This is a genomic window from Kribbella sp. CA-247076 (assembly GCF_050942445.1).
Taxonomy (GTDB): domain Bacteria; phylum Actinomycetota; class Actinomycetes; order Propionibacteriales; family Kribbellaceae; genus Kribbella.
On record NZ_CP192051.1, the window covers coordinates 2,911,258 to 2,937,029 of the forward strand.

The 25,772-nt window shown below is 70.1% G+C and carries 29 protein-coding genes and 1 pseudogene; 20 read left to right on the forward strand and 10 right to left on the reverse strand.

Annotated elements, in window-relative coordinates; translation table 11 throughout:
* The first annotated feature begins 29 nt into the window (after positions 1 to 29).
* From thiE to ACQPYZ_RS13845, 3 genes are read left to right on the forward strand one after another with little or no spacing between them, the layout of a single operon-like run.
* Positions 30 to 677, forward strand: a complete 648-nt coding sequence (thiE, locus tag ACQPYZ_RS13835; RefSeq protein ID WP_433168108.1) for a thiamine phosphate synthase — start codon at positions 30 to 32, stop codon at positions 675 to 677.
* Positions 674 to 1,105 carry a ribonuclease domain-containing protein gene (locus ACQPYZ_RS13840; protein WP_433168110.1) on the forward strand — a complete coding sequence of 144 codons (432 nt, stop codon included), beginning with the start codon at positions 674 to 676 and terminating at the stop codon, positions 1,103 to 1,105. Before thiE ends, ACQPYZ_RS13840 begins: the two co-directional genes overlap by 4 nt.
* A complete protein-coding gene (locus ACQPYZ_RS13845) occupies positions 1,102 to 1,533 on the forward strand; it encodes a barstar family protein (protein WP_433168112.1) in 432 nt (143 codons plus the stop codon). The genes ACQPYZ_RS13840 and ACQPYZ_RS13845 overlap by 4 nt, the downstream gene beginning before the upstream one ends.
* Positions 1,534 to 1,593: 60 nt before the next feature.
* On the opposite strand, the gene ACQPYZ_RS13850 is transcribed toward ACQPYZ_RS13845, so the two are convergent.
* Positions 1,594 to 1,950, reverse strand: coding sequence for a DUF4180 domain-containing protein (locus ACQPYZ_RS13850; RefSeq protein WP_433168114.1), 357 nt, complete (start codon positions 1,948 to 1,950; stop codon positions 1,594 to 1,596).
* A gap of 91 nt (positions 1,951 to 2,041) precedes the next feature.
* On the opposite strand from ACQPYZ_RS13850, the gene ACQPYZ_RS13855 reads away from it, so the two are divergent.
* A complete protein-coding gene (locus tag ACQPYZ_RS13855) occupies positions 2,042 to 2,461 on the forward strand; it encodes a helix-turn-helix domain-containing protein (protein WP_433168116.1) in 420 nt (139 codons plus the stop codon).
* A 43-nt stretch (positions 2,462 to 2,504) separates the two neighbouring features.
* Here ACQPYZ_RS13855 and ACQPYZ_RS13860 read toward each other — a convergent pair whose 3' ends face one another.
* A complete protein-coding gene (locus tag ACQPYZ_RS13860) occupies positions 2,505 to 3,575 on the reverse strand; it encodes a polyprenyl synthetase family protein (protein ID WP_433168118.1) in 1,071 nt (356 codons plus the stop codon).
* A 57-nt stretch (positions 3,576 to 3,632) separates the two neighbouring features.
* Between ACQPYZ_RS13860 and metF the strand changes: the two genes are divergently transcribed.
* Both metF and ACQPYZ_RS13870 read left to right on the forward strand, forming a co-directional pair.
* Complete coding sequence (metF, locus tag ACQPYZ_RS13865; RefSeq protein ID WP_433168120.1) at positions 3,633 to 4,550, forward strand: methylenetetrahydrofolate reductase [NAD(P)H]; 918 nt, start codon at positions 3,633 to 3,635, stop codon at positions 4,548 to 4,550.
* Positions 4,551 to 4,554: 4 nt separating this feature from the next.
* Entirely contained in the window at positions 4,555 to 5,085 is a 531-nt protein-coding gene (locus ACQPYZ_RS13870) for a SixA phosphatase family protein (protein ID WP_433168122.1), read from the forward strand.
* Here the strand turns inward: ACQPYZ_RS13870 and ACQPYZ_RS13875 are convergent.
* The 3 genes from ACQPYZ_RS13875 to ACQPYZ_RS13885 form a co-directional block, all read right to left on the reverse strand.
* On the reverse strand, positions 5,082 to 7,286 hold the full coding sequence (locus ACQPYZ_RS13875; RefSeq protein ID WP_433168124.1) for a HelD family protein: 2,205 nt from the start codon (positions 7,284 to 7,286) through the stop codon (positions 5,082 to 5,084). The genes ACQPYZ_RS13870 and ACQPYZ_RS13875 overlap by 4 nt on opposite strands.
* 92 nt (positions 7,287 to 7,378) lie before the next feature.
* Positions 7,379 to 8,686, reverse strand: coding sequence for a phytoene desaturase family protein (locus ACQPYZ_RS13880; RefSeq protein ID WP_433168126.1), 1,308 nt, complete (start codon positions 8,684 to 8,686; stop codon positions 7,379 to 7,381).
* On the reverse strand, positions 8,686 to 9,297 hold the full coding sequence (locus tag ACQPYZ_RS13885) for a DUF4126 domain-containing protein (protein ID WP_433168128.1): 612 nt from the start codon (positions 9,295 to 9,297) through the stop codon (positions 8,686 to 8,688). Before ACQPYZ_RS13885 ends, ACQPYZ_RS13880 begins: the two co-directional genes overlap by 1 nt.
* 200 nt (positions 9,298 to 9,497) lie before the next feature.
* On the opposite strand from ACQPYZ_RS13885, the gene ACQPYZ_RS13890 reads away from it, so the two are divergent.
* The 3 genes and pseudogenes from ACQPYZ_RS13890 (at position 9,498) to ACQPYZ_RS13900 (ending at position 11,979) form a co-directional block, all read left to right on the forward strand.
* Complete coding sequence (locus tag ACQPYZ_RS13890) at positions 9,498 to 11,387, forward strand: N-acetylmuramoyl-L-alanine amidase (protein ID WP_433168129.1); 1,890 nt, start codon at positions 9,498 to 9,500, stop codon at positions 11,385 to 11,387.
* Between the two features lie 51 nt (positions 11,388 to 11,438).
* Positions 11,439 to 11,513 (forward strand): annotated as a pseudogene (locus ACQPYZ_RS13895) (hypothetical protein); the annotation flags it as partial.
* A 40-nt stretch (positions 11,514 to 11,553) separates the two neighbouring features.
* The gene (locus tag ACQPYZ_RS13900) at positions 11,554 to 11,979 is read left to right on the forward strand and encodes a hypothetical protein (protein ID WP_433169847.1); all 426 of its coding nucleotides are present in this window, start codon (positions 11,554 to 11,556) and stop codon (positions 11,977 to 11,979) included.
* Here the strand turns inward: ACQPYZ_RS13900 and ACQPYZ_RS13905 are convergent.
* Positions 11,966 to 12,436, reverse strand: a complete 471-nt coding sequence (locus tag ACQPYZ_RS13905) for a YbaK/EbsC family protein (RefSeq protein ID WP_433168131.1) — start codon at positions 12,434 to 12,436, stop codon at positions 11,966 to 11,968. The two genes, ACQPYZ_RS13900 and ACQPYZ_RS13905, sit on opposite strands and share 14 nt — an antisense overlap.
* A 22-nt stretch (positions 12,437 to 12,458) precedes the next feature.
* A complete protein-coding gene (locus ACQPYZ_RS13910) occupies positions 12,459 to 13,106 on the reverse strand; it encodes a DM13 domain-containing protein (RefSeq protein ID WP_433168134.1) in 648 nt (215 codons plus the stop codon).
* Positions 13,107 to 13,533: 427 nt separating this feature from the next.
* On the opposite strand from ACQPYZ_RS13910, the gene ACQPYZ_RS13915 reads away from it, so the two are divergent.
* The 4 genes from ACQPYZ_RS13915 (at position 13,534) to ACQPYZ_RS13930 (ending at position 16,034) form a co-directional block, all read left to right on the forward strand.
* Entirely contained in the window at positions 13,534 to 13,920 is a 387-nt protein-coding gene (locus ACQPYZ_RS13915) for a DUF6504 family protein (protein ID WP_433168136.1), read from the forward strand.
* Positions 13,917 to 14,390, forward strand: a complete 474-nt coding sequence (locus tag ACQPYZ_RS13920; protein ID WP_433168138.1) for an SAV_6107 family HEPN domain-containing protein — start codon at positions 13,917 to 13,919, stop codon at positions 14,388 to 14,390. The genes ACQPYZ_RS13915 and ACQPYZ_RS13920 overlap by 4 nt, the downstream gene beginning before the upstream one ends.
* A gap of 119 nt (positions 14,391 to 14,509) precedes the next feature.
* The gene (locus tag ACQPYZ_RS13925) at positions 14,510 to 14,710 is read left to right on the forward strand and encodes a hypothetical protein (protein ID WP_433168140.1); all 201 of its coding nucleotides are present in this window, start codon (positions 14,510 to 14,512) and stop codon (positions 14,708 to 14,710) included.
* A 112-nt stretch (positions 14,711 to 14,822) separates the two neighbouring features.
* A complete protein-coding gene (locus tag ACQPYZ_RS13930) occupies positions 14,823 to 16,034 on the forward strand; it encodes a DUF480 domain-containing protein (RefSeq protein WP_433168142.1) in 1,212 nt (403 codons plus the stop codon).
* Between the two features lie 77 nt (positions 16,035 to 16,111).
* Here ACQPYZ_RS13930 and ACQPYZ_RS13935 read toward each other — a convergent pair whose 3' ends face one another.
* Positions 16,112 to 16,756 (reverse strand): TetR/AcrR family transcriptional regulator, encoded by a 645-nt coding sequence (locus ACQPYZ_RS13935; RefSeq protein WP_433168144.1) that lies wholly within the window; start codon positions 16,754 to 16,756, stop codon positions 16,112 to 16,114.
* A gap of 145 nt (positions 16,757 to 16,901) precedes the next feature.
* On the opposite strand from ACQPYZ_RS13935, the gene ACQPYZ_RS13940 reads away from it, so the two are divergent.
* The 5 genes from ACQPYZ_RS13940 to ACQPYZ_RS13960 all read left to right on the forward strand — a co-directional run bounded on the left by ACQPYZ_RS13940 (position 16,902) and on the right by ACQPYZ_RS13960 (position 21,217).
* Positions 16,902 to 17,681: a glucose 1-dehydrogenase gene (locus tag ACQPYZ_RS13940; RefSeq protein ID WP_433168146.1), complete on the forward strand. Its 780-nt coding sequence runs from the start codon at positions 16,902 to 16,904 to the stop codon at positions 17,679 to 17,681.
* Entirely contained in the window at positions 17,678 to 18,154 is a 477-nt protein-coding gene (locus tag ACQPYZ_RS13945) for a nitroreductase/quinone reductase family protein (protein ID WP_433168147.1), read from the forward strand. Before ACQPYZ_RS13940 ends, ACQPYZ_RS13945 begins: the two co-directional genes overlap by 4 nt.
* 341 nt (positions 18,155 to 18,495) lie before the next feature.
* Positions 18,496 to 19,533 (forward strand): ABC transporter ATP-binding protein, encoded by a 1,038-nt coding sequence (locus ACQPYZ_RS13950; protein WP_433168149.1) that lies wholly within the window; start codon positions 18,496 to 18,498, stop codon positions 19,531 to 19,533.
* Positions 19,530 to 20,342, forward strand: a complete 813-nt coding sequence (locus ACQPYZ_RS13955; protein ID WP_433168151.1) for an ABC transporter permease — start codon at positions 19,530 to 19,532, stop codon at positions 20,340 to 20,342. Before ACQPYZ_RS13950 ends, ACQPYZ_RS13955 begins: the two co-directional genes overlap by 4 nt.
* The gene (locus ACQPYZ_RS13960; RefSeq protein ID WP_433168153.1) at positions 20,339 to 21,217 is read left to right on the forward strand and encodes an ABC transporter permease; all 879 of its coding nucleotides are present in this window, start codon (positions 20,339 to 20,341) and stop codon (positions 21,215 to 21,217) included. The genes ACQPYZ_RS13955 and ACQPYZ_RS13960 overlap by 4 nt, the downstream gene beginning before the upstream one ends.
* A 45-nt stretch (positions 21,218 to 21,262) precedes the next feature.
* Here the strand turns inward: ACQPYZ_RS13960 and ACQPYZ_RS13965 are convergent, their stop codons facing one another.
* Entirely contained in the window at positions 21,263 to 21,622 is a 360-nt protein-coding gene (locus ACQPYZ_RS13965) for a cupin domain-containing protein (RefSeq protein ID WP_433168155.1), read from the reverse strand.
* A gap of 174 nt (positions 21,623 to 21,796) precedes the next feature.
* Here ACQPYZ_RS13965 and ACQPYZ_RS13970 point away from each other — a divergent pair, with 174 nt between their 5' ends.
* Together ACQPYZ_RS13970 and ACQPYZ_RS13975 are read left to right on the forward strand one after the other, a co-directional pair.
* Complete coding sequence (locus ACQPYZ_RS13970; protein WP_433168157.1) at positions 21,797 to 22,549, forward strand: class I SAM-dependent methyltransferase; 753 nt, start codon at positions 21,797 to 21,799, stop codon at positions 22,547 to 22,549.
* A 228-nt stretch (positions 22,550 to 22,777) separates the two neighbouring features.
* Positions 22,778 to 23,200: a DUF3040 domain-containing protein gene (locus ACQPYZ_RS13975; RefSeq protein ID WP_433168159.1), complete on the forward strand. Its 423-nt coding sequence runs from the start codon at positions 22,778 to 22,780 to the stop codon at positions 23,198 to 23,200.
* Positions 23,201 to 23,380: 180 nt separating this feature from the next.
* On the opposite strand, the gene ACQPYZ_RS13980 is transcribed toward ACQPYZ_RS13975, so the two are convergent.
* On the reverse strand, positions 23,381 to 25,738 hold the full coding sequence (locus tag ACQPYZ_RS13980) for a transglutaminaseTgpA domain-containing protein (protein ID WP_433168161.1): 2,358 nt from the start codon (positions 25,736 to 25,738) through the stop codon (positions 23,381 to 23,383).
* Between the last annotated feature and the right edge of the window lie 34 nt (positions 25,739 to 25,772).

A 25,772-nucleotide genomic window follows, 5' to 3' on the forward strand; every position in this document is an offset into this window, starting at 1 on the left:
GACGGGCTCTGCATGGCAGGCTTGGCGGTGTGACTGAGCACACCGACCGACTCCACGACGCCCACTTGTACCTGTGCATGGACGCGCGGGAGAAGCAGGGGGACCTCGAGCAGTTCCTCGATGCCGCGCTCGGTGGAGGCGTCGACATCGTGCAGCTGCGGCAGAAGGAGATGGAGGCGGCGGACGAGCTGGCCGCGCTCGAGGTGTTCGCGGACGTCTGCAAGCGGCACGGCAAGCTCTTGGCCGTCAACGATCGTGCGGACATCGCCTTCGCGTCCGGCGCCGACGTACTGCACCTCGGTCAGCGTGACCTGCCGGTCCACGCCGCCCGGGCCATCACCGGGCCGGAGCCGATCATCGGGCGCTCGACGCACACGTTCAGCCAGGTGAACGCGGCGGTCGCCGAGCAGGGGTCCGACTACTTCTGCGTCGGCCCGACCTGGGAGACCCCGACCAAGCCCGGCCGTCAGGCCGCCGGGCTCGAGCTGGTCTCGTACGCCGCCAGCCGGCAGCAGTCGAAGCCGTGGTTCGCGATCGGGGGGATCGATCTCGACCGGCTGGATCAGGTCATCGAAGCCGGTGCGACCCGCGTCGTCGTCGTCCGGGCGATCACCGACGCGGACGACCCGGCCGCCGCGGCCGCGGAGTTCAGCCGGCGGTTGCGGGGTGCCGGGTGATCAACAACCCGAGGACCGCCCGGATCATCGCCGTCGTGGTGATCGCGATGCTGGTGATCACGCTCGCGGCCTCGCTGTTCGGCTGTGCCGCCGCCAAGCCCGCGGCGACCACCAGCACGGACCCGGAGAGCGGGCTGACCGTGGTCGCGGCCGCCGACCTGCCGGCCGAGGCGCGGGACACGCTGGCGCTGATCGAGAAGGGCGGGCCGTTCCCGTACAACCGGGACGGTGCGGTGTTCGGGAACTTCGAGAAGATCCTGCCCTCGCACGAGCGCGGGTACTACCGCGAGTACACCGTGAAGACGCCGGGGGAGCGGGATCGCGGCGCCCGGCGGATCGTGACCGGGAAGGCCGGCGAGCGTTACTACACCGACGATCACTACGAGTCGTTCCGCCGGATCGCGGCGGACGGGGGGACCGACGGATGACTGACCTGCGCCCGCTGCTGACCAAGGGCCTGCGACCGGGCGTCTACCGCTGGCAATCCGACGCCGCGGCGGACGACGTACGCCGTTCGGTCGCCGAAGCCGGCTGGGAATTCGTCCTGCTCGACACGAGCGAGATCCACGACAAGGCCGGCTTCCTGGACCTGTGCGCCACCGCCTTCGACCTGCCGCGGTGGTTCGGCCGCAACTGGGACGCGCTCGCGGACTCACTGAGCGACCGCTCGACCGGCGAGCCCGAGGTCGTCCTCTGGTCCGGGCTGCACCACCTGCTGGAGCACGACCACGACACCGTCGACGTCGCCCTGCAGATCTTCGCCGAGGACACCACCGCGTCCGGCCAACTCCGGGTCCTGGTCCAGCTCCAGCAGGCCGAGACGCCGGACCTGCTCAAGTCACTGCCCGAGCTCTGAGCACGCTGGCCCAGCTCCGAGGCCGCCCGGGCGCGAGGGGCAGCTGCCTTGGTGTGAGGGTCAGCCGGCGAACCGCGCCGCCAGCGTGGGCAGGTCGTCGACGAACCACACCGACCGGCCCTGGTTGCTCTCCCGCACCCAGTCGCGCAGCGGTTTGCTGACGGCGAGCTTCGCCGAGATGTCGCCGACCACGGCCAGACCCATCCGGTAGTTCACGAACTTCTGGACGATCTCCCCGGCGCGCCCCGACCGCAACTCGAAGAACTCCTCACCCAGCGCGTCGGCGGTCAGCGCGACCCACTCGGCCTGGTGCTCGTAGTGCGCCTGTGCGATCAGCTGGACGGCGTCGCCGTCGCCGTTCACCCGGTCGTCGCTGACGAATACACGAACCCCGCCCAGTTCCTCGATTATGCTCATGAAACTACCTTAAACATCCACATCCGACGAAGTATAGGGAATTCTAAGGAAACTGGCTTAGCCTGGGAGCTCACGACGACGAAGGATGCGGATGCCTCAGGAGTTGTACTCGGTCGAGCAGGTGGCGAACCGGCTCGGCCTGCACGTCCGGACGATCCGGAACTACGTACGCGACGGCCGGCTGAAGGCCGTCCGGATCGGGAAGCAGTACCGGATCGCCCGCGAGGACCTCGAGGCGTTCACCGGGACGAGCGCGGCCGCGCTCGAGCTCGACGAGCAGACCCGGCACGTCGAGGCGTCCAGCATCGTCCACATCGACGCGATCGACCGCGCGGGCGCCGACCGGATCAGCACGCACGTGATGGGCTCGCTCAACCAGAGCGGCATCGGCCGCCTCCGCGTCGAAACCGTCTACGACGAGGACCGCGCCGTACTCAAGGTCATCATCCTCGGCGACCTACCCCCCACCGCCGAACTCCTCCGCCTCATCAACCTCATGACAACCCAATAACCCGGTCGACTCGCGCGGTCGGCGGTTGGAGCTCGCGGGTGGGTCAGAGCTGGCGGGAGGTGGCGGCTATGGCCAGGTCGGCCAGGGCTTTGCGGGCGGTGTCGTCGGCGAGGGGGGCTCGGTCGAGCGCGTCGAGGGCGTCCTCGGTGCGTTCGGTGATGAGGTCCTCGCAGGCCTGCACCGCGCGTGAGTCCTGCAGGATCTCGCGCAGCAGCTGGATCTCGTCGTCGTCCAGGTCCGGCCGGCCGAACAACCGGTCGAACTCGGCCAGCTGCACCTCCGACGCGTGGTCGACCGCATAGGCGACCAGCACCGTCCGCTTGCCCTCGCGCAGGTCGTCACCGGCCGGCTTCCCGGTCAGCGCCGGATCGCCGAACACACCCAGCAGGTCGTCGCGCAGCTGGAACGCCTCACCCACCGGCTGCCCGTACGCCGACAGTGCCTCGAGCAACCGTCGGTCCCCGCCGGCCAGGGCCGCGCCGATGTGCAGCGGCCGCTCGACCGTGTACGTCGCCGACTTGTACCGCAGCACCCGCAACGCCTGGTCCATGTCGGACACCCCGCTCGCCTGCGCGACCAGGTCGAGGTACTGGCCGGCCGTCACCTCGACCCGGACGGCGTCGAAGAACTTCGAGGCCCGGGCCAGCGCGGCCGCGTCGAAACCGGACGTGTGCAGCATCTCGTCGGCCCAGATCAGGCATAGGTCGCCGAGCAGAATGGCCGCGCCGACCCCGAAGCTGACGGGATCGCCGCCGACGCCGGACGCCTCGGACCGGGCCCGTTGCAACGCCTCGAACCGGCGGTGCGCGGCCGGCACGCCGCGGCGGGTGTCGGACGAATCCATCACGTCGTCGTGCACGAGCGCGCTGACGTGCAGCATCTCCAGGCTGGCCGCGGCGGTCAGGATGGGCTGCGCAGGATCACCACCGGCGGCCCGGAAACCCCAGTAGCAGAAGGCCGGCCGGAGTCGCTTGCCGCCACTGGTCGCGTCCCGCGCGGCCTGCACCTGCTCGGTCAGCTCGGGGCCGATCGCCTCCAGCCGCTCCTGCTGCAGGTCGAGGAATCCGGTCAGCGCACGCTGGACCGCGGCCGGGACGTCCACATCGCCATACACGTCTCGGAGCGTAGTCGGTGGCGGCGTACCGGTGGACACCGCGGGTAACCTGTCGGCATGGCGACCGGTCTCCCTTCGACGCGGCCCGGCGGTACGCCGTCGATCCGCGATCTGCTGGCGTCCGGCGACCGATCCTTCTCGTTCGAGTTCTTCCCGCCGAAGACGCCCGAGGCCGAGGAGGTGCTGTGGCGGTCGATCCGCGAGATCGAGCAGCTCCGGCCGACGTTCGTCTCGATCACGTACGGCGCCGGCGGGACCACCCGGGACGGCACGATCCGGGTTACCGAGCGGGTCGCCCAGGACACCTCGCTGACCCCGCTCGGTCACCTCACCTGTGTCGCGCACTCGCGGGACGAGCTGCGCTCGGTGATCGGTGCGTACGCGGGATCCGGCGTACGCAACATGCTGGCGCTGCGCGGCGACCCGCCGGGCGGGCCGAACCAGCCCTGGGTCGCGCACCCGGAAGGGCTGAACCACGCCGTCGAGCTGGTCGAGCTGATCCGGTCGCTCGGCGACTTCTGCGTCGGGGTGGCGGCGTTCCCCGACAAGCATCCGGAGGCGATGTCGCTGGAGGCGGACGCGCAGGTGCTGGCGGCGAAGGCCGCGGCCGGTGCGGACTACGCGATCACCCAGATGTTCTTCGGTGCCGACGACTACTTCCGGCTGGTGGAGCGGGCGGCCGCGCTCGGCTGTGACATCCCGGTGCTGCCGGGCATCATGCCGGTCACCAACATCAAGCAGATCCGGCGGATGGCGGAGCTGACCGGCATGGCGTTGCCGACGGCGGTCACCGACCGGCTGCTCGCGGTCGAGGACGAGCCGTCCGCGGTGCGCGAGGTCGGCATCGAGATCGCCACCGACCTGTGCGAACGCCTCCTCGCCGGCGGCGCCCCCGGCATCCACTTCATCACGCTGAACAGGTCGACCGCGACCCGTCAGGTGTTCCTCAACCTGACGTCCTCGGTCGTATCCTGACCTGGTGGCTGACCCGTCGGACCTGCTGATCGACCGTACCCTCGTCCTGCTCCGGCACGCCAAGGCCGTCCCGCCGGAGTCGATGCCGGACCTCGAGCGCCCGCTCGCCGACCGCGGCCGGGCCGACGCGGGCGCGGCCGGCCGCTACCTGGTTGCCCAGGGCATCGAAGCCGACCTGGTCCTGTGCTCGCCGTCGAAGCGCACCCGGGAGACCTGGCAGTACGCCGCCGAGGCCGGAGCGACCGCGACCGACGTGTGGTACGACCGGCGGATCTACAACGCCGACACCGACGAGCTGCTCGACGTCATCCGGGAGGCGCCGGCCGACGCCCGGACGGTGGTCCTGGTCGGCCACGCCCCCGGCGTACCGTGGCTGGCCGACGAGCTGGCCCTGGACGGCACCAGCCCGGAACGCGTCGAGCTCACCCAGAAGTACCCCACGTCCGGCCTGGCCGTCCTGCACCTCACGTGTCGCTGGTCCGATCTGTCCGCCGACGACGCCGACCTGGTGTCGTACGTCGTACCCCGGGGCTAAGGCAGCCAGTCCGTCGTGCTGTTCACGGTGACCAGGCGCTGAGTCGCCCGGGTCAGGACGACGTACAGCGCGCGGACGCCGCCGAGGGTGTCGCTGACGATCCGGTCCGGCTCGACGACGACCACGGCGTCGTACTCCAGACCCTTCGACTCCAGCGGGCTCACGGCGACCACCCGGGGATCACCGAGCTCGGCGAGCACCGGGTCGACGGCCGCGCGGAGCTTCGGCGGCACGATCACGCCGACCGTGCCCTCGACGAGTTGCAGCAACTCCAGGGCGGTGTCGCCCGCCGCCTCGGCGACCTTGCCGTCGTCAACGATCCGGTGCTCGGGCTCCACTCCGGTACGCCGGACCGCGTCGGGCAGATCCGCATCCGGCAGGGTCCGCCGGATCACGTCGCCGGCGAACGAGTAGATCTCGGCCGAGTTCCGGTAGTTGGTGGACAGCCGGAACGTGTGCCGCTGCAGGTGCGACAGCATCGAGTCCATCGCCGCGCGCGCCTCGTCCGGATCCGGCCACGAGCTCTGCGCCGGATCGCCGACGATCGTCCAGCTCGCCTGTGGGCCGCGCCGCGTCACCATCCGCCACTGCATCGGCGAGAGGTCCTGCGCCTCGTCCACCAGGACGTGCGCATACTCCTCCGGCTCCTCGGCCTCCCGCGCCGCGGCCGCCCGGGCGCGACGCTCCGACGTGGTCAGTACTTCGTTCACGCCGTCGGACAGGCCCTCGAGCCAGTCGAACTCCTCGTCCTTGACCTCTGTGACCGGAGCGCGCCCCAGCAACGTGCCGAGCTCGTCCAGGAGAGCAACGTCGGCAATGGTGAACTCACTCGTGCCGCGGACCGCTGCGGCGAGTGCGTCGACCTCCACCGGCGTCAGGTCGTTGCGGGCCCACCTCTGCAACCGCCGGGCGTCACCGAGCCAGCGCAGTACGGCTTCCGGCGTCAGCACCGGCCACCACTGGCTGAAGAACGTCCGGAACGCGGGTGTCTCGGTGACCTGGTCGCTGAACGCTTCCCGATCGCCGTAGACACCGGTCCGCAGGTCCTCCGGGAAGCGCTGCCAGAGCGCGGCCACCAGACCCTTGCGCGCCTCGGCGCCGGCCCGGTTGCGGGGCGTCCGGCGCAGCGCGTTCCGCCGGACGTTGTCCAGTTGGTTCGCGTCCAGCTCGACGGTCGCGCCGCCGATGAAGACGCGCAGGGCGGTCGGCCCGGTGGGCACGCGGTCGCGGGCGGCACGCGAGAGTACGCCGCGCATCCGCAGCGAGCCCTTGATCGCGGCCACCTCGGCCTCGTCGACGGCGGTGGCCTTGATGCCGTCCACGAGCTCGCCGACGGCCCGCAGAGACACCGTGTTCTCGCCGAGGCTCGGCAGCACGCGCTCGATGTACGCCATGAACGCGGCCGACGGCCCGACGACGAGTACGCCGCCACGCTCGAACCGCCTGCGGTCGCTGTAGAGCAGGTACGCCGCCCGGTGCAGAGCGACCACGGTCTTGCCGGTGCCCGGCCCACCACCGATGACGGTGACGCCACGGGCCGGTGCCCGGATCGCCTTGTCCTGCTCGGCCTGGATGGTGGCGACGATGTCGCGCATGGTGTGCCCGCGGGCCCGCGACAGCGACGCCATCAGCGCGCCCTCGCCCATCACCGGCAGATCCTCGGGAGCCCGCTCCGGCGCCAGCAGGTCGTCCTCGAGCCCGACGATCCGCGGGCCCTTGTTCCGCAGCACGCGGCGGCGTACGACCTTCAAGCGGTCGGTCGACGTGGCCCGGTAGAACGGCTCGGCGGCCGGGGCGCGCCAGTCGATCACCAGCGGCTCGTACTCGGCGTCCCGGACCCCGATCCGGCCGACGTACAGCTTCTCGAGCTCGTCGGCGTGGCCGGCGGCGGGCTTGTCGTCGCCCGCGTCGGAGTCGAGCCGGCCGAAGACGAGCCCCTCGTGCTCGGCGTCCAGCTCGGCGATCCGCCGGGCCGCCGCGAACACCAGCACGTCCCGCTCGTACAGACCGGTCTGCTCCTCCTCGCGGACCCGGCCGACGTTCTGCGCCTGGCCGCGTTGGTGCCCTTCGACCGCGATCCGGGACGCCGACCGGGCGGCCTCCGCAACCCGGTCGTAGACCCGGTCCACGTGGTGCTGCTCAGCCGCCAGTTCGGCGCGCTCGACGTTCTCGTGATCGGCCGACGTGGGGGATTGATCCACCGAGGTCCTCTCTACTGCCGGGCTGCGTGCCCGACATGGAACACAGGAACGCTCAATCCTACGTGGGCGGGAGACCGCGACCCCACCCGGTCTCAGGCCTTGCCGACCGCGTCCGCCACGATCGCCGCGCCCAGGGTGGTCGCCGGTACGCCGGAGCCGGGGTGAGCGCCCGCACCCACGCAGTACAGACCCTTGACCGGCGACACGTTCGCGGCCCGCCGGCGGGCTGTCCGGAAGCCCTCCCAGGCCACTCCGGCCCACCATGACGGCGACGTCTGCCGCGACACCACCTTGTCCCTGATGTGCAGCCCGCGCGCCACCAGCAGGTCGAGTACGTCGTCGGTGGGGTAGCCGTGCACCAGCACCGACCACGCCTGGTGTCCGGCCGGTGCCTGTCCGCCAGTCCGTACGACGACGGTCGGCGTACCGTGCAGCACAGTCTCGAACGGCAGGCTCGGCACCGGCTCCTTCAGACCGAGGTGGACGACGTACGCCGCCTGTGCCTGGTGCGTCGACTGCACCTGCTTCTTCACCTTCTTCGCCGCCGGGTCGTCGACCAGGTGCCCGTACAGCTCACGTGGGTCGATGTCACTCACCACGATGTCCGCGGGCAGCTCGGTCCCGTCGGCCAGCCGTACGCCGGTCACACTGCCCTGGGACGTGCCCACGGCAACGACCTCCGCGCCGGTCCGTACGTCGATCTTGCGCTCACGGGCCCGTTGGGCGAGCGCGTCCGCGAGTGCGCCGAACCCGCCGGCGATCGTCCAGCGGCCGAAGGTGCGCTCGAGGTACGACCACACGCCGACGTATCCGGGGGTGAGCTTCGCGTCGGATCCACCTTGCGCTGCGAAGTGCCGCAGTACCGCACGGGCTCTCTCGTCATTCAGTTGGCGCTGCGCGACCTTCTCCAACGACTGCCAGGGCTTGAGGGCCCTGACCGCGCTGAGGGGGAGCTTGTCCTTGAGAGGCGGCTCCAGCGACGTCTTGCGCAGTACCTGCCAGGTCTCGCCGTACCCGTCGACCAGTGCGGTCCACTGCTGGGCCACCTTCTCGTCGGCCAGGTCTGCCCAGGCTTGGAGCTGTTCACCCCGGTCGGCGATCGGAAGGTCGAGCACGGAGCCGTCGGCGAACATGTGCCGCCTCGGCTCGGTCACCGGCTCCAGTTGGACCAGACTCTCGATCGGTCGACCACTCTTGCGGAACAGGTCACGCAGGGCGGCCGGAAGCGTCGTACTCGCGGCGCCCGCGTCCCAGCAGAACCCGTCTGCCTCGACTCGGCCGAGCACTCCGCCGAGCCGGTCGTCCCGCTCGCAGATGGTGACCTGATGGCCGAGCTTGGCCAGCCGTACGGCGCTGGCGAGACCGGCGAGCCCGGCCCCGATGACGATCACTCGAGCCATCAGATCGCACTGCTCCCGGTCGCCGGGTCGCGGCGTTTCTCCCGCCAGGCCTTGAATCTGGCGTAGCCGCGCTTGATGAAGCGGGAGGCGACGTACACCCCGATCAGGCCGAGCACCAGCAGGACCGCGGCGATCACGAGCGCGACCTCCGGATGGAACGCGGCCAGCGACATCACACCGACGACGGCGATGTCCTCGCCCGACGAGGCGGCGATATTGGTGACCGGCTCGGGGGAGGTGTTGATCGCGAGCCGCAGACTCGACTTGACCGCGTGCGAGAGCAGCGCGACCAGACCGCCGGCGGTGGCGACCGCGGCCTGCTCCAACGTGCTCGCCTCACCGGACAGCAACGCGGCGACGATGGCACCGACCGTCGGCCGGATGACCGTGGAGATCGCGTCCCAGGCGGAGTCGATGTACGGGATCTTGTCGGCGACGAACTCGAACAGGAAGAGCGCACCGGCGGCGATCAGCACGCCGTTGCTCGTCAGCGCCGTCGGCACGTCGTCGGCGCCGGCGAACCGGCCGAGCAGACCGAGGATCAGCACGCAGGCGTAGGCGTTGATGCCACTCGCCCAGCCCGACGTGAACGCCAACGGCAACGCTTCCATGTCCTGCTCCGTAACCCTCTGTCGCCACCCCGTGCGACGACCGCGCTGTCAGTATTGAACCGTACGTGACGAGTTTTGGTTAACCGTTGACTTCCGCGTCGCCTCGACTCACAGTGAGCAGGCTGACAGTCTGTGTGACGGCACCCCGCCCGTCGGTTCAGGAGAACATCATGCGTCGTCGTCCGAAGATTCTCGCCGCAATGACTGCGGTAGCGCTGGCCATCACGGTGACCGGCGTGTCGTCGTCCGGCGGTCCGCCCGCGGCCGCGTCGATCCCCGGACCGTCCGCCACGGCCGCGTCCGCGTTCAGTGCGGCCGCCGCGAAGTACGGCGTACCGGAGTCCGTGCTGCTCGCCGTGTCGTACGCCGAGACCCGCTGGGACGACCACCAGGGTGCGTCCAGCACGGACGGCGGCTACGGCCCCATGCACCTGACCGCGGTCGATCCGAGCCGGGTCATCGACCTCTCCGGCAAGCGCAAGGTCGCCAAGACCAGCTCGCTGCGCACGCTCTACAAGGCGTCCGAGCTGACCGGGCTGGATCCGGTTGCCCTGCGCAATGACACCGCCGCGAACATCGAAGGCGGTGCCGCACTGCTGGCGTCGTACCAGCGTTCGCTCGGCCTCCCCGTCGGCGCCGACACCTCGGCAGCCCAGTGGTACGGCGCGGTGGCGTCGTACGCGGAGGCCTCGGACCGTGCGTCCGCCGCCGTCTTCGCCGACGACGTCTACTCGATCATGGCCCGTGGCGCCGCCCGGACGACGAACACCGGGCAGCAGGTCGTGATGCCGGCCGTCGCGGTCAGCCCGGACAAGTCCCAGGTGAACAAGTTGTCGTTGCCGGCGGGCACCAAGGCGACCAACTCCGGTGTCGAGTGCCCGGCGTCGCTCGGGTGCGAGTGGCTGCCGGCGCCGTACCAGGACCTGGGCAACGGCGACTACGGCAACCACGACCTGGCGAACCGTCCGAAGACCGGCAAGATCGACTACATCATCGTCCACGACACCGAGGGAGGCTGGCAGGGCACGCTCAACCTGGTGCAGGACCCGACGTACGTGAGCTGGCAGTACACGATGCGCTCGTCCGACGGGCACACCTGGCAGCACGTCAAGTCCGACGACGTCGCCTGGCACGCCGGCAACTGGTACGTGAACATGCACAGCGTCGGCATCGAGCACGAGGGCTTCGCGGCCCAGGGGGCCACCTGGTACACCGAGACGCTCTACCGCAACTCGGCCAAGCTGGTCCGCTACCTGGCCGCCAAGCACCGGATCCCGCTCGACCGGGCCCACATCATCGGCCACGACCAGATTCCGGGGACGATCCCGAGCACGGTCCGCGGCATGCACTGGGATCCGGGACCGTACTGGGACTGGGAGCACTACTTCGACCTGATCGGCGCGCCGATCTACGGGCACTCGATCTTCCCGGTGAAGCCCGGCTCGATCGTCACCATCAAGCCCGGGTTCGACGACAACGTGCAGGTGCTGACCAACTGCACCGGCGCCGGCACCACCTGCACCCCGCAGGGCACGAACTTCGTCTACCTGCGGCAGGCGCCGGACGACGCGGCACCACTGGTCAAGGACATCGGCCTGCGGCCGGACGGCTCGGACAGCACGACCGTGGTCTCCGACATCGGCGCACGGGCCGCCGCCGGTTCGCAGTACGTCGTGGCGAAGCGGCAGGGTGATTGGGTGGCCGTCTGGTACCTCGGGGCGATCGCCTGGTTCAAGAGCCCGGCGTCGGACCCGGACGCGTTCGCCAAGCCAGGTCTCGTGGTGAAGCCGAAGAAGGGCAAGGCGTCCGTGCCGGTCTACGGGCGGGCCTATCCGGAGGAAGCGGCGTACCCCGAGGGGATCCCGTACCAGGTGGTCACGCCGCTGCAGTACTCGATCCTCGCGGGACAGGCCTACCCGGTCGGTGACGCGTCCATCGAGACCGACTACTACCGCGCGGTGACCTTCGACGGCCAGCCGCCGACCGACCACGTCCAGGTCGTCGGCAAGGACCGCTACTACCAGATCTGGTTCGGCCACCGCATGGCCTACGTCCGAGCCGCCGACGTAGACCTCCGCCCGGCGATCTAGTCTGCAGAGGTGATCGACGAAGCCGTCCAGTCCTTGCTGGACGGCTTCGTCATGTCGATCCGCGAGGTCGCCGAGGTCGAGGCGGTCTGGCTGCACGGCTCGCTGGCTCTCGGCGACTTCCAGCCCGGCCGCAGCGACCTCGACGTGATAGCCGTGGTCTCGGCCGGTGACTCCGGTCACCCGCCGCGAGCTTGCCTTGAGCAACGTGTCGCTGTTCGGCCCGCCGCCTTCGTCGATGCTGCCGGCAGTCACCGACGAGGAGCTCTTCGCCTTCGTCCGCCAGGATCTCCAGGAGTTCTGGTTCCCGGTCACGACCCGGCGGCGGCCCTGGTACGCCGACGTCTGGGTCGACCTGGGGTTGTTCACGCTCGGCCGGGCCCACGTGACCCTGACGACCGGACAGTTGATCACCAAGCGGGCGGCGCTCGCGGTGCTGCCCGGATTGGGTGCGCCCGCGGCCGTGGTCACGGACATTGCCCGGCGTCGGTACGGCCCTGCCGTGCGGTCGAACCCGTTCTGGCGTCAACGACGGGCCGTCCTGACTCAGCAGTTCATGGGGTCGGCGATCCGTGCCGTGGTCAGTTCACCGTGATCGGCGTGCCGTTGGTGAGGCTGAGGAGCTCGGCGTACGTGGTGGGGAAGACGGAGTGTGGGATGCCGGCGGCCGCCCAGACGACGGCGTACTGCTCGATGGCGGTGTCGACGTACGTCGCGACCTGGTGCGGGTGACCGACCGGGGCGACGCCGCCGATCGACTGACCGGTGTGCTCCTTGACGAACTCCGGGGTGGCGCGGCGCAGCTTGCCGATGCCGAGCTCGGCGGCGACCTTCGCGGTGTCGACCCGGTGCGCGCCGGACGTCAGGATCAGCACTGGGGCGCCGTCGCCGTCGAAGATCAGGCTGTTCGCGATCGCGCCGACCTCACAGCCGAGCTCCGCCGCCGCGGCCGCGGCCGTCGGGACCGCCTCGTCCAGGATCACGATCTCGCCGGTGGCGCCGGCCGCCCGGAGCGCGTCGGCCACCCGTTGCACGTTGGGATGATTGCTCACCCTCGGCAGCTTAGGCGGCCGGTCACACCGCCCTGAGCTCGGCCGCGCCGAACGAGACGTTGAAGCGGTCGCACCAGATCGTCATGCTGCGGAAGTCGGCCAGCTGGACGTCCTTGGGGATCACGTAGTTCTGGTTGCCGTGGTTGCCCTTCAGGTCACCCAGGTTTTGGTACTCGCCGTCGTCGAACACGTGCCAGCCCTTGCGGCCGGGGACCACCTTGGCGTCGCTGAGCCAGACCTTGAGGTCGGGGCCGTCGGAGGTGGCGAGGTTCTCCAGGCGCAGGACGCGGGAGCCGTCGGCGAGCCGGAGTACGGCGACGGTGCCCTCGGTCTCGTGTTCGTGCGTGATCAGCTTCCCGGTCAGCAGGACCTCGGGCCCGGCCGGCTTGGTGGTCGACGGCTTGGTGGTCGACGGCCTGGTGGTCGACGGCTGGGTGGCTGACGGCGCTGTCGGTTTCGGGGTTGCGGTCGGCTCTTCGGAAACTGTCGGTGGCGTGGTCGACGATGAAGGTGTGGAGATCGGAACTGCGCCGGGCAGCGCTTCGTCGACGACCTTGTCGGTGAAGATCCGCCACGGCTGGAACAGCGGCAACGCGACCGCGGTGACCACCACGGCCACCGCCGCCGCGACGATCAGTGCTGCCCGCCAACGCGACCTGAGCTTCGGCATCCTCGCCTCTTCCGTTCTCCCGGCGCCCACCCCGGGCGCAGCTTCACTCACGGCGCCCACCGCGGGCGCTGCTTCGTCGAGCAGTGCGGCGCCCGTGGAGTGTACGGCGCCTGTTCCTTCCTCAGTCTGGACGGCGGACCGGTCGCGCGGGGACGCGCCGGGCTTACGGCCCGTTGACGTTTGTCGGCGCCCGGCGATACGCTGTTCGTGTTCGAACAGATGTTCGATTACCTCCGGCCCGATCTCCGCGGGAGACCGGGTCACGGTGATCCGGACAGCTGGACGGCTCCGGTGCGGAGTTGCGGTCGCATCGGATTCCGGTGGTCCCGGCGGGCCGGGCGCCGAGGTGGTCCTCGACCCCCACCTCACGCCCGCCCGCCGGGCCGCCGATCAGGGGAAGCACGTCGTACACAGGAGGCGATGGACCATGTGGGAGTTCGACGAGGCCGTCGAAGTGCGCTCGGACGTCGTGGACGGCGTCGAGACCCCCGACCAGTTCCTCTGGCGCGGCCGCCTGTGGCGCGTCTGCTCCGTCCAGGCCCACTGGACCGAAACCGCCGCCTGGTGGGAGCGAGGCATCATCGGCGCCGGCCTCGGCCCGTCGTACGACGCCCGCACTCGACCGGCCGAGGAAGCCGGCGCGGCGACCCACACGAACGGTGCGGTCGGTGTGCTGGATGCGGACTGGGGGCCGCGACGTTCGGTGTATCGAGTGGAGGCGGGGTGCGGCCGGCAGGGGCGGCGAGAGTTGTTCGACCTCGCGCACGACCCGGATTCCGGCCGCTGGCAACTGGAAAGGGTGACCGACCGATGACCGTTTCACCGGTATCCCCGGCAGCCGCCGGCGCGGCCAGCCGCGACCTGTCCCGCGCCCGCGCCGCGCTGGCCGAGGCGATGGAGACGAGCGACCACCTGATCCGCTATTCCAGCGCCCATGTCGCGGCGCTCCGGGTCGCGGCCGCGGTCCTCGCCGTCCGCGCCCGGCCGGTGCGCTCCGGCGCCCGCCGCCGGGTCCAGCGCAACGCGTGGGTGCTGCTGGCCGAGGTCGCGCCGGAGTTCGGCGAGTGGGCCACGTTCTTCGCCGCCGGCGCCTCACAACGCGCCGCCGCCGAAGCGGGCCTGGAGCGCGCGGTCACGACGCGCGAGGCGGACGACCTGGTCCGCGCCGTAGAGACCTTCTACGACCTCGTCGAAACCAGCCTGCGCCTGTCCGCCACCCCGGCCCTTACCGCGACCACCGACCCCCAATCCGTCCTCACCCAATCCTGGATGCAAGCCAGCTGACCCCCTCACCCACCACGACCGCCGAGTGCGTCGGGTGGGTGAGCCACGACTCGGGAGACGTGAGTTTGAGCGAGCTACGCAGAGGTGTCGGGAAGGACCTGTGCGGTCGCGTCCATGCGGTGACCGGCGTCGAGTGCTACCTGGCCGACACCCACTACCCGGAGCCGCACCAGTCCCTCGACGGCGACTCCTGGCACGACGGCCTCTGCAGCAAGTGCGCCGGCGGCGGCACCATCCAGGACCTGCCCTGCGACCGCTGCAACACCACCGGCTTCGAACCCGTGGCCCTGATAGACCCCGACACCTACCAACCCGGCTGACCAACCTACGTCCCCACCCCGGCTGACCAACCCACTTCCCACCCCGGCGGAATGGTCTCGTTGGCTTGGGTTGTTGGTGTGGGGGAACCGGTGGGGATCTAGGGTCGGGGGAGTGAGCGGACTTCCTGTGCTGGATGCCGAGGATCAGCGGGTTCTCGGGAGCTTGATGGAGAAGCAGACGACGGTGCCGGCGTCGTATCCGTTGACTGCCAACGCACTGCGGACGGCCTGCAACCAGACCAGCAATCGCGACCCGGTGGTCGACTACGACCAGGGCACTATCGAGCGGGTGGCGCGGTCGTTGCGGGACCGCGAGCTGCTGCGGATCGTGTGGGTGGACACGGGTCGGCGGACGCTGAAGTACCACCAGATCCTGGACGAGCGACTCGGGCTCGAGCAGGACGAGCGGGCGCTGCTGGCGGTGTTGCTTCTGCGGGGTGCGCAGGCGCCCGGTGAGTTGAAGACGCGGACCGAGCGACTGCACCCGTTCGCCGACCGGGCCGACGTCGAGGCGTGCCTGCGCCGGATGGCCGAGCGTCCGGAGCCACTGGTCCGCGAGCTGGAACGTCGCGCAGGCCAGCACGACCACCGCTGGATCCATCTCCTCGGTCCGTTGCCGGAGGAGGTCGCGCAGCTCGCCACGCCGGCGGTCGACCGGGACGCGGTGATCGCCGACGGTGCCGACGTACGGGATGCCAAGGTGCGTACGGCGTACGACGCGGTCGCCTCGACGTACGCCGAACACCTGGTCGACGAGCTGGACGGGCTGCCGTTCGAGACGTGGCTGCTCGATCGGGTGGTTGCGCAGGCTGCTGGCCGGCCGGTGGTGGAGGTCGGGTCGGGGCCGGGGCACATCACCGCCTATCTGGCCGATCATGGCGCGGACGCCAGGGGGATCGACTACTCGCCCGAGATGGTGGCTGAGGCTCGCCGTCGGTTTCCCGATCAGAGCTTCGAGATCGGCGATCTGCGGCGGTTGGGTCGTCCGCCGACGAGCTCCGGCTGGGCGGCGGTCCTGGCGTGGTACTCGCTCATCCACCTCGCTGCAGCTGAGCTTCCCGACGCGCTGGCCGCCCTGATCCGTCCGCTGGATCCTGGCGGTTGGCTCGTGCTCGGCTTGCACGCCGGTGATCAGGTCCGTCACGTCGACGAGTTCCACGGTCATGAGATCGACCTCGACTACGTGCAGCACGACCCGGCGTTCGTCGTCGCCACCGCCGAGTCCGCGGGCCTGGTCGACGTCGAGTGGTACCTCCGCGGCCCGATCACCAGCCGCCAGGAAACAACCCAACGCCTGTACGTCATCGCCCGCACCCCAGCCTGACGCCACGTCGGCCGGAAAGTCGGCCCGGGAAAGTCGGCGCGGGAAATAGGCGTCAGCTCGTCTGGTGGCGGCGGGACTCAGTCGTTGGTGGGTGGCCCTGGTTCAGTCGCGGCGTAGCGGGCGGCGGTGGTGCGGACGGCTTCGTCGACTACCTGGGTGACGCGTTCGGCGCTCACCTCCCAGCCCGGCACGAGGAGTGTCGGCCAGAAGATGTAGTTGGAGATCATGCCCAGGAACTGGGTGGCTGCGAGGTCGACGTCCTCGACCCGCACCGTGCCAGACTCGTGCTCGGCCAGGAGGTAGCTGCGGACGGACTCGAAGTAGGGCATCTTCCCCTGCGAGAACTGCGCGTGGGCCAGCTCGGGGAACCGCGGCAGCTCGGCGATGACGATCCTGAACAGGTCGGTCATCTGGGCACGGCCCAACAGTTCGGCGTAACGGCGACCGATGATGCCGAGCCCGTCGACGACGTTGCCTGCCGGCGGAGGATCCTCCTCGTCGGCGGTCGACCAGGACTCGGTCACGATGGCGTCGAACAGGGCCGCTTTGGTCGGAAACTGCTTGAACAAGGTGGCCCGCGACACGCCGGAGCGCTCGGCGATCCGCGCCAGCGATGTCCGGTCGTAGCCCAACTCGAGAAACAGTGCGGTCGCGGCCGTCACGATCAGTTCGCGCTTCTCCTGGGCGACGCGCTGGTGGTACGTCGGTACGACACTGGGCATGGACCGAGCATACGAGGTGAGTGGCTTGACTCACCACTGTCGGCGGCCTACTGTCAAGGCAGTGGTGAGTCGCTCGACTCGCCACCTGCCGGGCCGCTCAATGCCGTGGATCCCGGCCTTCCCCCACGGACCGAAGGAACCTTTGATGCCCCGCTTCGACAACCAGACCGTGCTCGTGACCGGTGGGACCGGCGGCCAGGGCTCGAGCCACGTGCGCGCCTTTCACGCGGAGGGAGCGAACGTCGTGATCGGCGACATCGACGCGGAACGCGGCGCCGCTCTCGCCGACGAGCTCGGGGCCCGCGCTCACTTCACCCGCCTCGACGTCACCGACGAGAGCTCGTGGTCCGCCGCTGTGCGAGCCGCCGAGAGCGCCTTCGGCGCCCTGAACGTGCTCGTCAACAACGCGGGCGTGCAGAACCCGCCGGCAACCATCGAGAACACCGAGCAGGCCACGTGGTCGCGCATCCTCGACATCAACCTCACCGGGATCTTCCTTGGCATCAAGGTCGCGGCCCCCGCTCTGCGCCGCGCGGCCGGGGGAGCCATCGTCAACATCGCCTCGACCATGGGCCTGGGCGGCACGGCTCACTACGCGCCGTACGTCGCCAGCAAATGGGCCGTGCGAGGACTGACCCGAACGGCAGCACTCGAGCTCGGCCGCGACCACATCCGGGTGAACGCCATCCACCCCGGCGTGATCGCGACCTCCTTCATCCACGAACCAGCAGCCGGCGCCACCGCGGCGATCGCCGACTTCTACTCACCCGAGCCGTTCGCCATCCCTAGGCTCGGAGAACCGGCCGACGTGACCCGCCTGCTGCTGTTCCTCACGTCATCGGACGCGTCGTTCATCACGGGGTCGGAGTACGTCATCGACGGCGGACTCCTCCTCGGCCCCGCCCTTCAGGCCGAGACCGTATGAGCACTCCAGACACGACCCGGTCGAACGGCTCCGCACGGGACGCGTCATTGTCCCACCTGCCCAACCACATCCGACGAGCCATCGAGATCACCCCCGCCGCGCGCACCAGAGAACGGATCATCGACATCACGACGTTCGGGCGCCGCACCGGCCGGGCACGCCGCATCGAGATCTTCTTCTACCGAGCCGCAGGCGCAACGTATCTGTGTAGCGGCGCCGGCAGGGCCGCGACCGACTGGCATGCGAACCTTGTCGCCAATCCCGACTTCACCTTCCACCTCAAGAACGGGATCCGCGCGGATCTGCCTGCCCGGGCCACGCCGGTCACCGATCCGGCCGAACGTCAGGCCGTGCTGGCGGAGATCGTCGCGGATCTCAATCAGCCCCACGACCCCGGCACCATCCGGCCGACTCGGCTCGAAGACTGGGCTGACAGTCGGCTGATGCGCGTCAGCTTCCACCATCGGCAGTGATCGCCCACCCCTCGCTCATCCCGCAGGAACCGCCGCGTGCCGGTCCGTGGAGAGCCGGGAAAGTGGGTGGACATCGGTTTCCTGGGTGGAATAGCGTTTCGGCGGCAGCCGTATGTCGGAAGGACCAGAGGCGAGATGCCCGTACGTCGTCGAGCTAGCGGTCACGGTTGATTCAGCATCAGCCGTCGCGAGGTGGGCCGGAGGGCCCGGGAGTCGCGTAGCCGGAAGCGCCTGTGGGCGCCCGGCGGATCGAGTTCGCGGTGCGCGGTAGCTCGTGCGCTCTGCGCTGACGTTGCCCGGTCCGATGCAACCACCGATTCTCGAAAGCGCGGTGCTGAACCGTGACGCACACTTCCTTCGACGTCCCGTCAGACCGGTCGCCGGTGATCGCGGCGACCGACCTCACCAAGACCTACACCTTCCACAAGCAGCAAGCCGGGCTCGGCGGCGCGATCAGGAGTCTGGTACGGCGGACGTACGAGACCCGCCTGGCCGTCGACGCGATCACCTTCTCCATCGACCGCGGTGAGGTGGTCGGACTGCTGGGCCCGAACGGCGCGGGCAAGACCACCACCCTGAAGATGCTCTCCGGCCTGCTGTACGTCACGTCCGGCGAGCTCGAAGTCCTCGGCTTCACCCCGTCGGACCGCAAGCACGACTACCTGCGCCGGATCGCCCTCGTCATGGGTCAGAAGTCCATGCTCTGGTGGGACGTGCCGGCGATGGAGACACTGCTGCTGCACAAGGACATGTACGGCCTGGGCGCGAAGGAGTTCGACCGCAACGTCGCCGAGCTCGCCGAGCTGCTCGAGGTCCAGGACCTGCTGGACGTCCAGGTCCGCAAAGTGTCCCTCGGCGAGCGCATGAAGCTCGAGCTGATGGCGGCCCTCGTCCATGGTCCGGAGATCCTGTTCCTCGACGAGCCGACGATCGGCCTCGATGTGGTCGCCAAGGCGCGCGTGCGGACGTTCCTTGCCGAGGTCAACCAGCTGCGCGGCACCACGATCCTGGTGACCAGCCACGACATGGACGACATCGAGGCGCTCTGCTCGCGGGTGATGATCATCGACGACGGACGCCTGCAGTACGACGGCGGTCTCGACGAGCTCGTGCACGCGGCCCGGCCCCGCAAGCTCGTCCGGGCGACGTACGCGTCGGACGTCGACGGCAGCCGGCTCGCGGCGGGTGAAGGGGTGACCGCGGTCGACACCGCCGGTCAGACGATCACGCTCGAGGTGGATCGCGAGCGCGCCGGCGATGTACTCGAGCAGCTGACCCGGATCGGACCGCTGGTCGACCTGGACGTCGCGGACGCCGACATCGAGGAGATCATGCGCGACCTGTTCCTGCGCCGCGGCTCGCTCGGGGACGCGTCGTGAACACGGTCGTCCGCACCCTCCGGGTGCTGCGCCGGATGACCGCCGCGCAGATCGTCCAGGCGTCGATCTACCGCGGTGCCTGGACCATTTTCATGGTGGCGAACATCTGCGTGCCGATCATCTCGCTGCTGATCTGGCGGACGGCGATCGCGAACGGCGCGCGACTGCCGATCGACGAGCGCTACGTGACGACGTACTTCGTCCTGCTCAGCTTCGTCACGATGGCGACCTCGTCCTGGATGGCCGGCTTCCTGGCCGAGTCCATCCGGCTCGGCAAGCTGTCCAGCTGGATGGCCAGGCCGGTCTCGCTGCTGCTCAGCTTCGTCGCGAACAACCTGTCGGAGAAGGTCCTCAAGCTGATCGCGCTGGTGCCGATGATCGGCGTGCTGTGGTGGATCTTCCGCGACTCGATGAACATCCCGGCCGGTCCGGGCCGCTGGGCCGTGTTCGCGGTGAGCATCGTGCTCGGGGCGATCCTGGTGTTCACGATCGACATCATGATCGGCGCGCTGGCGTTCTGGATGGACGACGTGACCGCGTTGGCGCAGGCCCGGGAGATCATCGCCGGCGTGTTGTCCGGTGCTGTCGTACCGCTGGCACTCATGCCGGACTGGTCGCGCGGGTTCATCGACCACCAGCCGTTCCGCTTCACGGTGTCGTTCCCGGTCGAGATCGTCGCCGGCGGTCTGTCCGGCCACGAGCTGCTGGTGGGGCTGGGGATCCAGGCCGGTTACGTGGTCGTCTTCGGGATCCTTGCACGCCTCGTCTGGGCGGCCGGCATGCGCGCGTACTCGGCGGTGGGCGCATGACCGGGGATCACGGCGGGCGGCGCGTCGCCGGTGCCCGTACGTCGGCCGACGACCGGGCGCCGCTCGATGCCAACTGGGTGCAGCGGCAGCGGCGGCATGTGCGGCTGTGGCGGCGGTTCCTCGGACAGGCGGTGGTTCGGGAGACGCACTACCGCGCGCACTTCGCCACCACGTTGCTCGTCGGCTTGGTCGAGCTCGGGCTCGGCGTCGTACCGATCCTGCTGCTGTTCGGCTTCACCGAGGAGGTGCAGGGCTGGTCGCGGGCCGAGGTGATCACGCTCGTCGGCTTCTACCAGATCATCACCGGGTTGATGGCGGCGTTCGTCGCGCCCAACCTGCAGCGGATGACGACCTACATCACCGAGGGCGAGCTGGACGGCGTGCTGCTGCGACCGGTGTCGAGCCAGTTCTACCTGACCCTGCGGTGGATCAACGTGGCCGAGCTCAGCAACGTCGCGAGCGGGATCGCCGTGCTGGCGATCGGCCTGGTGCAGTCGGGGGCGAGTCCGGACGCGGTGCAAGTGCTGCAGGCGTTCGTGCTCGCGGCCTGCGGGCTGGTGCTGCTCGCGGCGGTCTGGAGTGCGCTGTCGTTCCTGGCGTTCTGGCTGCAGTCGGTGGGTCCGATCGCCTACATCTACCTGAACCTGGTGGAGGCCGGCCGGTATCCGCTGGCGTTCTTCCCGGTGGCGGTCAGGGCCTTCCTGACGTTCGCGTTCCCGGTGGGGTTCGCGTCGACGTACCCGGCCCAGGCGCTGGCGGGCGATCTGGGCTGGACCCCGGTCGCCGGCGGGCTCGCGCTGGTGGTGGTCGCGGTGACGCTCGTCCGGATGCTGTGGCGGCGCGGCCTGCGCTCCTACGCCAGCGCGAGCTCCTAGCCGAGCCGCTTGCAAGCTCTCAGCGCCGGCGGGCCGGGTCCTTGGTCAGCGCTTGGCGTACGCCTCGGCGGCCTGCGACTCGAACTCCAGACTGACCGCGGGCTGGTCGCCGACCACCCAGGCGTCGTGGCCGGGCTCGATCACGTACGCGATCCCCGGCGTCACCCGCGCCTTGGCGCCGTCGTCGTGGACGACCTCCAGCTCGCCGGAGAGCAACGTGCCGACGTGCCGGATCTGGCAGGACTCGCCGCCGACGACGGGCTTGATGCACTCCGACCAGCGCCAGCCCGGCTGGAACGTGATCCGGGCGACGGTGGCACCCGGCAGCTTGACCACGTCGACGGTGGTCTTGTCCGGCGTACGGCGCTCGTCGGGCTCCTCGAAGGACTTGCTGTGGATCGACATGACTGCCCCCTTGATCGGTGGTTCCCCTTCCTCCGACGGTCGCGCATCCGCCCGTCCGTGCACAGATGCCGGCGGCTTACCACCCGCTTACGGCGGGCGGGGGTGGTGCGCCGGGCCGGGGGAGTGGCGGGAAGTAGGGTGTGGCCGGGTGGGGTCGACGGTTCGAGGAGGGTCATGACGATGGTCGATCGGCGGCGGCGGTCGGTGCGGACGGCGCTGGTGGCCGAGGCACTGCGGGTTGCGCTGGCAGCACGCGCGCGGACCGAGCCCGGGGCCGGGTTGGACATCGTCGACCTCGGTGGTGGGACCGGCGGGTTCGCCGTACCGCTGGCGGTCGAGGGGCACCGGGTGACGGTCGTGGATCCCAGCCCGGACGCGCTGGCGTCGCTCGAGCGGCGGGCGAGTGACGAAGGCGTGAACGATCTCGTCCGCGGTGTGCAGGGTGACGCGGCCGAGCTTCCCGGACTGGCGGGGGAGTCGAGCGCGGACGCCGTCCTGTGTCACGGGGTGCTGGAGGTCGTCGACGATCCGGTGCAGGCGTTGCAGGCGATGGCGTCGGTCCTGCGGCCGGGCGGCGTACTCAGCCTGCTTGTTGCCCAGCGCAACGCTGTCGTGCTGGCCCGCGCGCTCGCCGGGCACCTGGCGGAGGCGCGGGTCGCGCTGCAGGATCCGGACGGGCGCTGGGGCGCGACCGATCCGATGCCGCGGCGGTTCGACGAGGCCGGGATCACCGGGCAGCTGGCGGACGCCGGTTTGATGGTGCATACCGTGCACGGCGTACGGACGTTCGCCGACCTCGTCCCGTCCGCGTTCGTGGACTCCGAGCCGGGCGCGACCGAGTCGCTGGCCGAGCTGGAGCGCGCCGCCAGCCAGCACCCGGCGTTCCGCGCCCTGGCCACGCAGCTCCACATCCTCGCCACCCGCTGACCACCCAGCACTTGGTGTGTCGTGGCTCACAGAGCCGAGGCCGGCGACGGACCGTGATGGGGCGGCTACCGGGCCCCGGAAGGCGCTCCGACACGCCGAAGGCGGCAGGTTTGAGAAGAGTGTGATGGGGGCAGTTGCCGGACCGTGACGCGCTGGACAGGCGGTCAGGGTTTCGTGTCAGCCGACCGCGGCCTAGACTGAAGACGGCCTATCGAGATCGCGCTCACCATGGAGGGATCGACGGTGCCCCTCTCGGAAGAAGAGCAGCGCCAGTTCGAGCAGCTCGAACGTGCCCTTGCTGCGGAAGACCCGAAGTTCGTTTCCGCCATGCGAGGGACCAATGTGCGCTTGTACTACAAGCGCCGGGCAGTGCTTGCCGGCGTTGGATTCGTGCTGGGCATCGCGGTGCTGATGACCGGTGCGATCATTCCCAACACCATCATCGGGGTCATCGGCTTCGTGATGATGGTGGCCTGCCTGTATATCGCCGCGCTGAGCATGAAGCGGATCAGCAACGCGGGGGACGCCGACGACATGCCGCCGCCGCCTCCGCCGCCGACCAAGCGGCACCGGACCAAGCACGACTCGTCCGGCAGTTTCATGGAGCGGATGGAAGACCGCTGGCGCCGCCGCCGCGACGAAGACCTCTGACGCGCCTGAGCCCACGCTGACGTCACACCCGTGCCCCCGCGGCGCGGGTGTGCTGCTGTCTCCCCGGCGCTGTGAAGCCTGCAGGTACGTAGTACCCACCGCAGGGCCGACGCTCGGTGGTGCTCCTGCAGCAGGCGCTACAAACCGAACGGGCCGCACCTTCGTGCGGCCCGTTGACGGTTAGTTGGCGTGTCTCCTGCGGAGGGCCAGGGAGCGGAGGCGGGCGAGGAGGAGGTCGAACTCGTCCAGCAGGTCGGACGCCTCCGTGCTGCCCCGGCTCAGGTACCAGCGCCACGACGGCGGCAGCAGCCGCGCTCGCCAGCGCCGCAACCGCGGTGCCCGGGACCACAGCGCCTTGCGTACGGCGGACGCCTCGGAGCGCAGGTCCAGGGTGAGATCCGCGTCACCGGCGTACCGCAGCGCCTCGATGCCGCGAGCGAGCCGCAGCGCCTGCGGATGCACCTCGTCGGGCAGTTTGGTGACGAGCCAGTCGCCGGCCTGCCGCGGGGTGGAGATGTCGGACCAGTCCAGCCCCAGGTCGCGGGAGGTGTCGCGGATCTCCGCCCACAGGCCCTCGGCTCCGAGCCGGCCGGGCGGCCTGGCGAACCGGCGGCGCCGGGTGAGCGTCCGGATCAGCCACGGGATGGCGAGCAGCAGGAGCACACCCAGGACGATGGCGATCGTCCGGCCACCGCCGTTGGTGAACCAGTTGCCCTCGTCGATGACCGCGACCCCGCTGTCGTCGGGCAGGTTGCGGTCCTCACCCGGCCGGACGATTCCCGGGTCCTCGGTCGCGCCCGGTGAGACCGGCGCGGTGGTCGGCGCCGCACTCGGGTTGGTCGGGTCCGGGGCCGCGGGGACGGTCCAGTTCGGCGTGCTGGCGACCCGGGCGGCCGGGGTCGGCTCGAACCGGACCCAGCCGATGCCCTGGAAGTACAGCTCCGGCCACGCGTGCATGTCGTGCATCCGCACGGTGTACTCGCCGTCCTCACCGGCCTGACCCGGCAGGAAGCCGATGCCGACCCGGGACGGGATGCCGACGATCCGGGCCATCAGCGCCATCCCGGTCGCGAACTGCTCGCAGTACCCGGTCTTGTTCTCCAGCAGGAAGTTGCGCAGCGCGCTCATCCCGCTGCCGCGGCTGTTGTCGGTGCTGTAGGTGAAGCCACCGCCGCTGCGGAACCAGGACTGCAGCAGCACGGCCGCCTCGAACGGGTTGCCGTTCGCCTGCTCGGTGATCTCGGCGGCGAGTTCCTCGACGTCGTCCGGCGTGCGGCGGGGGATTCGGCTGGTGTACTGGTCCGGCTCGCCGGCGCCGATCGCGTCGTGCAGTTGCTGCGGCGTCGGCTGCAGTTCGTACGCCGTGACGTCGTAGTTCTTGCCGCCGACCACCTGACCGTTCGACGAGACCACGTCGAGCGAGCCGGCGTCGTACCGCCAGTCACGCTTGAGCGAGATCGAGCGGACCGGGTACGGGACCGGGGCGAACTGGGAGCGGAAGCTCCGGCTGACGTCGATCTCCATCTTCGACTGCGGGACCTTGCCGAGGTCACCGGCGTACCCGGGCGGCGGGGCCAGGTCGCCGCTGATCTTGCGGCCCTCCTGGCGCGGCGCGATCCGCCAGGTGTCGCCGTCGAAGAAGTCGAGGGCGGTCAGCCGCAGGTAGGTGCCGCCGGACGGGCCGCCCTTGTAGGTCAGCGCGACCACGTTGTCGCCGCGCTTCAGGTTCTTGCCCATGTCGAGCATCGGGTCGGTCGAGGAGATCGAGGCGCCGACGCCGCTGCCGGGACCGCTGCCGGCCAGACCGTTGCCGACGACACCTTCCGGGAGCGCGGGCAGCAGGGCCGGCAGCAGCGCGGCCAGGGCGACCACGGTCAGGCCGATCCGGCGGCCGGCCTGACCGAGCGCGGACGCCTCGACCGGCTCGGCCGCGTCCAGGTGGGAGACACCCGAGATCCGGCGGCCCCACCGGCTGAGTCGGCTGCGGCCCTCCGCGGAGAGCAGCAGGATGTAGCCGAGCGCGGGCGGGACGAACAGCAGCGCCGGGAGCCCACCGTGCACGGTCGCGGCCGGCACCGTGTACATGATCAGCAGCAGCAGCCCGGCCCACGCGGCCTGCCGAAGCTGTACGGCGATGACGTGGATCAGCAGCCCGGTCGCGGCGATCACCGAGGCGGCGAACAGCGTCAGGTGCTCGTCCGGCGGCAGCGGCGCGCTGAACCGGTTGATCGAGTCCATCGCGTTGACCATCTGCTGGTTGAACTCGAGCGCGGTCGCCTTCACCGGGATCAGCCCGAACTTCAGCGTCTCCCGCAGGAAGAAGAACGACAGCAGCTCCACCAGCACCGCGAGCTGCACGAACGGTACGACGACCCGCGGGGCGCGCAGGTTCTGCAGGAGGATGCCGACCCCGGTGATCGCCCCGCACAGGAACGCGCTGATGAACAGGAACGGCCCGGAGAAGACCGGCGTGAGCACCAGCGCCCCCAGCACCGTCGCTCCCCACGCGGCGAGGGAGATCCGCACGTGACCGGTCATGGGGTCACCTGCCGGGACTCGGCCGTCAAGACAC

Bases quoted from the DNA above. Each gene is read 5' to 3' on its own strand.
- ACQPYZ_RS13965 (WP_433168155.1), bottom strand. From the start codon at position 21,622: ATGTCGATCCACAGCAAGTCCTTCGAGGAGCCCGACGAGCGCCGTACG.
- ACQPYZ_RS13975 (WP_433168159.1), top strand. From the start codon at position 22,778: ATGGAGGGATCGACGGTGCCCCTCTCGGAAGAAGAGCAGCGCCAGTTC.
- ACQPYZ_RS13960 (WP_433168153.1), top strand. From the start codon at position 20,339: ATGACCGGGGATCACGGCGGGCGGCGCGTCGCCGGTGCCCGTACGTCG.
- ACQPYZ_RS13845 (WP_433168112.1), top strand. From the start codon at position 1,102: ATGACTGACCTGCGCCCGCTGCTGACCAAGGGCCTGCGACCGGGCGTC.
- ACQPYZ_RS13940 (WP_433168146.1), top strand. From the start codon at position 16,902: ATGCCCCGCTTCGACAACCAGACCGTGCTCGTGACCGGTGGGACCGGC.
- ACQPYZ_RS13920 (WP_433168138.1), top strand. From the start codon at position 13,917: ATGACCGTTTCACCGGTATCCCCGGCAGCCGCCGGCGCGGCCAGCCGC.
- ACQPYZ_RS13945 (WP_433168147.1), top strand. From the start codon at position 17,678: ATGAGCACTCCAGACACGACCCGGTCGAACGGCTCCGCACGGGACGCG.
- ACQPYZ_RS13885 (WP_433168128.1), bottom strand. From the start codon at position 9,297: ATGGAAGCGTTGCCGTTGGCGTTCACGTCGGGCTGGGCGAGTGGCATC.
- ACQPYZ_RS13935 (WP_433168144.1), bottom strand. From the start codon at position 16,756: ATGCCCAGTGTCGTACCGACGTACCACCAGCGCGTCGCCCAGGAGAAG.
- ACQPYZ_RS13890 (WP_433168129.1), top strand. From the start codon at position 9,498: ATGACTGCGGTAGCGCTGGCCATCACGGTGACCGGCGTGTCGTCGTCC.
- metF (WP_433168120.1), top strand. From the start codon at position 3,633: ATGGCGACCGGTCTCCCTTCGACGCGGCCCGGCGGTACGCCGTCGATC.
- ACQPYZ_RS13855 (WP_433168116.1), top strand. From the start codon at position 2,042: ATGCCTCAGGAGTTGTACTCGGTCGAGCAGGTGGCGAACCGGCTCGGC.
- ACQPYZ_RS13980 (WP_433168161.1), bottom strand. From the start codon at position 25,738: ATGACCGGTCACGTGCGGATCTCCCTCGCCGCGTGGGGAGCGACGGTG.
- ACQPYZ_RS13970 (WP_433168157.1), top strand. From the start codon at position 21,797: ATGACGATGGTCGATCGGCGGCGGCGGTCGGTGCGGACGGCGCTGGTG.
- ACQPYZ_RS13850 (WP_433168114.1), bottom strand. From the start codon at position 1,950: ATGAGCATAATCGAGGAACTGGGCGGGGTTCGTGTATTCGTCAGCGAC.
- ACQPYZ_RS13915 (WP_433168136.1), top strand. From the start codon at position 13,534: ATGTGGGAGTTCGACGAGGCCGTCGAAGTGCGCTCGGACGTCGTGGAC.
- ACQPYZ_RS13880 (WP_433168126.1), bottom strand. From the start codon at position 8,686: ATGGCTCGAGTGATCGTCATCGGGGCCGGGCTCGCCGGTCTCGCCAGC.
- ACQPYZ_RS13910 (WP_433168134.1), bottom strand. From the start codon at position 13,106: ATGCCGAAGCTCAGGTCGCGTTGGCGGGCAGCACTGATCGTCGCGGCG.